Genomic DNA, 5188 nt, shown 5'->3' with positions numbered 1-5188 from the left:
TAAGGGCGCTACGTTCATTTGGTATCAAAATGCGTGCGCCAATGCCGGTTGGTATGCCGACGCTGGGAGGCACGCTGGCAACGCAGGGTGGCCTGGTGTTCATCGCAGGGACTCAGGATTACTACCTGCGCGCCTTCGATACCTCAACCGGTAAAGAAGTGTAGAAAGCTCGTCTGCCAGTGGGCAGCCAAGGTGGCCCTATCAGCTACAAATCACCGAAAACAGGTAAGTAGTACATCCTGATCTCCGCAACAAACTTTCGCGGAGATCGAACAGCTGGTTGCTGGCTAAATAAACCACCGCTGAGATGTGTCGTCAGGGATTAGCCAAGCGAAATCAGGAAACGCTGTGCTTACGCGCTTTTTTCACCGAAGTAATCGCGGTGACTTCACTCTTTACCCAGCCATCGTCAAGACGGGTTTTCAGCATGTCGCCGGGGTGCAGCTGTTTAGTTTTTTTGATCACTTGGCCGTCGGCCGCGGTGGTGACGCTGAAACCGCGTGCCAGTGTCGCCAGCGGGCTGACGCCCTCCAGCTGCGCGGCAAGGTTGCCAAAGCGCTGTTTATTGCCGTTAAGCTGCTGCTGCATCGCCTGCTGCAGGCGGTAGTGCCACTGCTGCAATTGCTGGCTGGCGCGCTCAATACGCATCTCCGGGCGGATGGCGTTCAGGCGCTCGCCGATCTGCTCCTGCTGGCGTGTCGCTTGGCGCAGCAGCTGCTGCACGGCGTCATCCAGACGGCGCTGCATTCGCAGCTGCGCCGTCTGCTGGCGTGCTAGGCGCAGCTGCGGATGCTGCTGCTGCAGGCGATGCTGCAGGCGTGTCAAGGTGCGCTGCTGCTGTGCGAGGTAGTAATCCATCGCCATTTCCATGAGCTGCTGCTGGGATTGCAGCAGGCGTAGCAGCTCAATCTGATTGCGGCTGACCAGCTCTGCCGCGGCGGAAGGGGTCGGCGCGCGCAGGTCAGCGACGAAATCGGCAATGGTGACGTCGGTTTCATGGCCAACGGCGCTGACGATCGGAATGCGGCTGGCAAAAATTGCCCGAGCCACGCGTTCGTCGTTAAAGCTCCACAAATCTTCCAGCGAGCCGCCGCCGCGCCCGACAATCAGGACATCACACTCATTGCGCGCATTCGCCAGCTCAATGGCTCTGACGATGCCTGAGGGCGCTTCTGCGCCCTGTACCTGAGTCGGGTAGATTACTACCGGCAGTGACGGATCGCGTCGCTGTAGCACGCGCAGGACGTCGTGTAGCGCGGCTCCGCTGGCGGAGGTGATCACCCCGACCTGACGCGCCGGGTCCGGCTGTGGCTGTTTGTGGTCTTGCTCAAACAGACCTTCGGCCATCAGGCGCTGCTTCAGCTGCTCGAACTGCTGCTGTAACAGGCCATCGCCAGCCGGCTGCATGCTCTCGGCAATCAGCTGGTAATCGCCGCGCGGTTCATACAGCGTGATGGTGGCATGCACCAGTATCTGCTGACCGTTTTGTGGGTGGAAGGTGACGAGGCGGTTGCTGTTGCGAAACATCGCGCAGCGCACTTGGGCACCTTCATCCTTCAAGGTGAAGTACCAGTGGCCGGAAGAGGGCTGAGAGAAATTCGAGATTTCCGCGCTCAGCCAGACCTGGCCCATTTCCATCTCCAGCAGCTTGCGCACTATACTGTTCAGACGGCTGACGGTAAAAATATTGGCGGTTGGCGGTAGCGACATGTAATGAAGATCAAATTTTAAATCAGAGGGTTAGTTAACCGATACTACATGGCTCACCGGGGGGAGCAAGAGTTTTCGTAAATAATGCTGGAGGCAATCGATTACGCCCTGTATAGTGCCGCGGCAATATTTTACAAGTTCTCATTTACCCTGAGGTTGAGATATTGCCATGCTAAGAATCGCTAAAGAAGCCCTGACATTTGACGACGTTCTGCTCGTTCCTGCTCACTCGACTGTACTGCCAAACACGACCGACCTCAGCACCCAGCTCACCAAAACTATCCGTTTAAACATTCCCATGTTGTCCGCTGCAATGGATACCGTGACCGAAGCAGATCTGGCTATTGCACTGGCGCAGGAAGGTGGTCTGGGCTTTATCCACAAAAACATGTCCATCGAGTGCCAGGCTGAAGAAGTGCGCAAGGTGAAGAAACATGAAAGCGGCGTGGTCACCGACCCACAGACCGTGTTACCGACCACTGCCCTGAGCGAAGTGAAAGCACTGACCGAACGTAACGGCTTTGCCGGCTACCCGGTAGTGAACGGCGAAAACGAACTGGTGGGTATTATCACCGGACGTGACGTGCGCTTTGTTACCGACCTGAGCCTGCCAGTTTCTGCCGTGATGACGCCGAAAGAGCGCCTAGTGACGGTGAAAGAGGGTGAAGCGCGCGAAGTGGTACTGCACAAAATGCACGAAAAACGCGTCGAAAAAGCACTGGTGGTGGGCGACAGCTTCCATCTGCTGGGCATGATCACCGTTAAAGACTTCCAGAAAGCTGAACGTAAACCTAACGCCTGTAAAGACGAACACGGACGCCTGCGTGTCGGTGCCGCTGTCGGTGCCGGTGCGGGTAACGAAGAGCGCGTGGATGCGCTGGTTGCAGCCGGTGTTGACGTGCTGCTGATCGACTCCTCACACGGCCACTCCGAAGGCGTTCTGCAGCGTATTCGTGCCACCCGTGAAAAATACCCTGAGCTGCAGATCGTAGGCGGTAACGTGGCAACCGGCGCTGGCGCGCTGGCGCTGGTGGAAGCGGGCGTCAGCGCGGTGAAAGTCGGTATTGGTCCTGGCTCAATCTGTACCACCCGCATCGTGACCGGCGTGGGTGTACCACAGATCACCGCCGTTTCTGACGCGGTAGCCGCGCTGGAAGGTACTGGTGTTCCGGTTATCGCCGATGGCGGTATCCGTTTCTCTGGCGACATTGCCAAAGCTATCGCCGCAGGCGCTTCTGCGGTGATGGTTGGCTCGATGCTGGCAGGTACTGACGAATCTCCGGGCGAAATCGAACTCTACCAAGGTCGTTCATTTAAGTCCTATCGCGGCATGGGTTCACTGGGCGCGATGTCTAAAGGCTCTTCAGACCGCTACTTCCAGACCAATAACGCCGCTGACAAGCTAGTGCCGGAAGGTATAGAAGGCCGCGTGGCTTACAAAGGATTCCTGAAGGCTATCACCCATCAGCAAATGGGCGGCCTGCGTTCCTGTATGGGCCTGACCGGCTGTGCTACTATCTATGACCTGCGCACCAAAGCGGAATTCGTTCGCATCAGCGGTGCCGGGATTCAGGAGAGTCACGTTCACAACGTGACCATCACCAAAGAGTCCCCGAACTACCGTATGGGTTCATAACAACCCCGTATTGCCCACCCGGCTTCTTTAGCCGGGCGTTTAAACCTAATCCCGAATTTGTACTACATCGCCCTGGAATAGCGTAATGACGACGGAAAATGTTCATAAGCATCGCATACTGATCCTTGATTTTGGTTCACAGTATACTCAGCTGGTTGCGCGCCGCGTGCGTAAACTAGGCGTGTACTGTGAACTGTGGGCGTGGGACGTCACCGAAGAGCAGATCCGCGGGTTCAACCCGAACGGCATCATCCTTTCCGGCGGCCCAGAAAGTACCACCGAGCATGGCAGCCCGCGTGCGCCAGACTATGTGTTTAACGCCGGTGTGCCGGTGCTGGGCGTGTGCTACGGCATGCAGACCATGGCACAGCAGCTGGGCGGCAAAGTGGAAGGTTCCGGCGAGCGCGAATTTGGTTACGTGCAGGTGGAAGTGAAAACCCAGAGCGCGCTGACCCGCGATATCGAAGACGCCATCAGCGCTGCTGGAAAGCCGCTGCTGGACGTGTGGATGAGCCACGGCGACAAAGTGACGGCGATCCCGTCTGACTTCGTTACCGTTGCCAGCACTGATACCTGCCCGTTTGCCATTATAGCCAACGAAGAAAAGCGTTTCTACGGCGTGCAGTTCCACCCGGAAGTGACCCACACCCGCCAGGGTCTGCGCCTGCTGGAGCGCTTCGTGCGCTATATCTGCCAGTGTGAAGCCCTGTGGACCCCAGCCAAAATCATCGAAGATGCCGTTGAACGGCTGCGCGAGCAGATCGGTAACGACAAAGTGATCCTCGGCCTGTCCGGCGGCGTCGACTCCTCCGTGACCGCAATGCTGCTGCACCGCGCGATTGGCGACCGTCTGACCTGCGTATTTGTCGATAACGGCCTGCTGCGCCTGAACGAAGCAGAGCAGGTCATGGAGATGTTTGGCGACCACTTCGGTCTGAACATCATCCATGTCGAAGGTGAAAAACGCTTCCTCGACGCGCTGGCAGGCGAAGCCGAGCCGGAAGCGAAACGTAAGATCATCGGTCGCGTGTTCGTCGAAGTGTTCGACGAGCAGGCGCTGCAGCTGGAAAACGTGAAGTGGCTGGCACAGGGCACCATCTACCCGGACGTGATTGAATCCGCCGCCTCTGCTACCGGCAAAGCGCACGTGATCAAATCACACCACAACGTCGGTGGTCTGCCGAAAGAGATGAAGATGGGGCTAGTTGAGCCGCTGCGTGAGCTGTTTAAAGACGAAGTGCGTAAAATCGGCCTGGAACTCGGCCTGCCGCACGCGATGCTGTTCCGTCACCCGTTCCCGGGCCCGGGCCTTGGCGTACGTGTGCTGGGCGAAGTGAAGAAAGAGTACTGCGACCTGCTGCGTCGCGCCGATGCTATCTTCATCGAAGAGCTGCATAAAGCCGACATGTACAACAAGGTGAGCCAGGCGTTCACCGTGTTCCTGCCGGTGCGCTCCGTAGGCGTGATGGGCGATGGTCGTAAGTACCACTGGGTGGTTTCCCTGCGTGCCGTCGAGACTATCGACTTTATGACCGCGCACTGGGCACACCTGCCGTACGACTTCCTCGGCCACATTTCCAACCGTATCATCAATGAAGTCGATGGCATTTCGCGCGTGGTTTACGATATCTCCGGTAAGCCACCGGCGACGATCGAGTGGGAATGATGTATAGCTAGCTCATAGCTCATCATATCTATTCAATCTCACCTTTAACCCTCTGTAATTGCAGAGGGTTTTTGTTTATATCTACTCATATCTATTCACTCTACATCACATTTTTCGACGGTACAGGTGACGGTATTACCCGAAAGGTATACTCTACGTACCGATAAAAACATGGA

General features: G+C 57.0%; 3 protein-coding genes and 1 pseudogene. 3 read left to right on the top strand and 1 reads right to left on the bottom strand.

Annotated elements, in window-relative coordinates:
- Positions 1-230, top strand: a pseudogene (locus BBW68_RS17105) (hypothetical protein); the annotation flags it as partial.
- A 106-nt stretch (positions 231-336) separates the two neighbouring features.
- Here the strand turns inward: BBW68_RS17105 and xseA are convergent.
- The gene (xseA, locus tag BBW68_RS13445) at positions 337-1710 is read right to left on the bottom strand and encodes an exodeoxyribonuclease VII large subunit (RefSeq protein ID WP_070135743.1); all 1374 of its coding nucleotides are present in this window, start codon (positions 1708-1710) and stop codon (positions 337-339) included.
- A 169-nt stretch (positions 1711-1879) separates the two neighbouring features.
- On the opposite strand from xseA, the gene guaB reads away from it, so the two are divergent.
- Together guaB and guaA are read left to right on the top strand one after the other, a co-directional pair.
- Positions 1880-3346, top strand: coding sequence for an IMP dehydrogenase (gene guaB, locus BBW68_RS13440; RefSeq protein ID WP_070135742.1), 1467 nt, complete (start codon positions 1880-1882; stop codon positions 3344-3346).
- 85 nt (positions 3347-3431) lie between these two features.
- Positions 3432-5012 (top strand): glutamine-hydrolyzing GMP synthase, encoded by a 1581-nt coding sequence (guaA, locus tag BBW68_RS13435; RefSeq protein WP_070135741.1) that lies wholly within the window; start codon positions 3432-3434, stop codon positions 5010-5012.
- Positions 5013-5188: the final 176 nt, after the last annotated feature.

Origin of the sequence: Candidatus Erwinia dacicola (assembly GCF_001756855.1) — a bacterium.
Classification (GTDB): domain Bacteria; phylum Pseudomonadota; class Gammaproteobacteria; order Enterobacterales; family Enterobacteriaceae; genus Erwinia; species Erwinia dacicola.
This window is presented reverse-complemented; position numbering and strand designations above follow the sequence as displayed.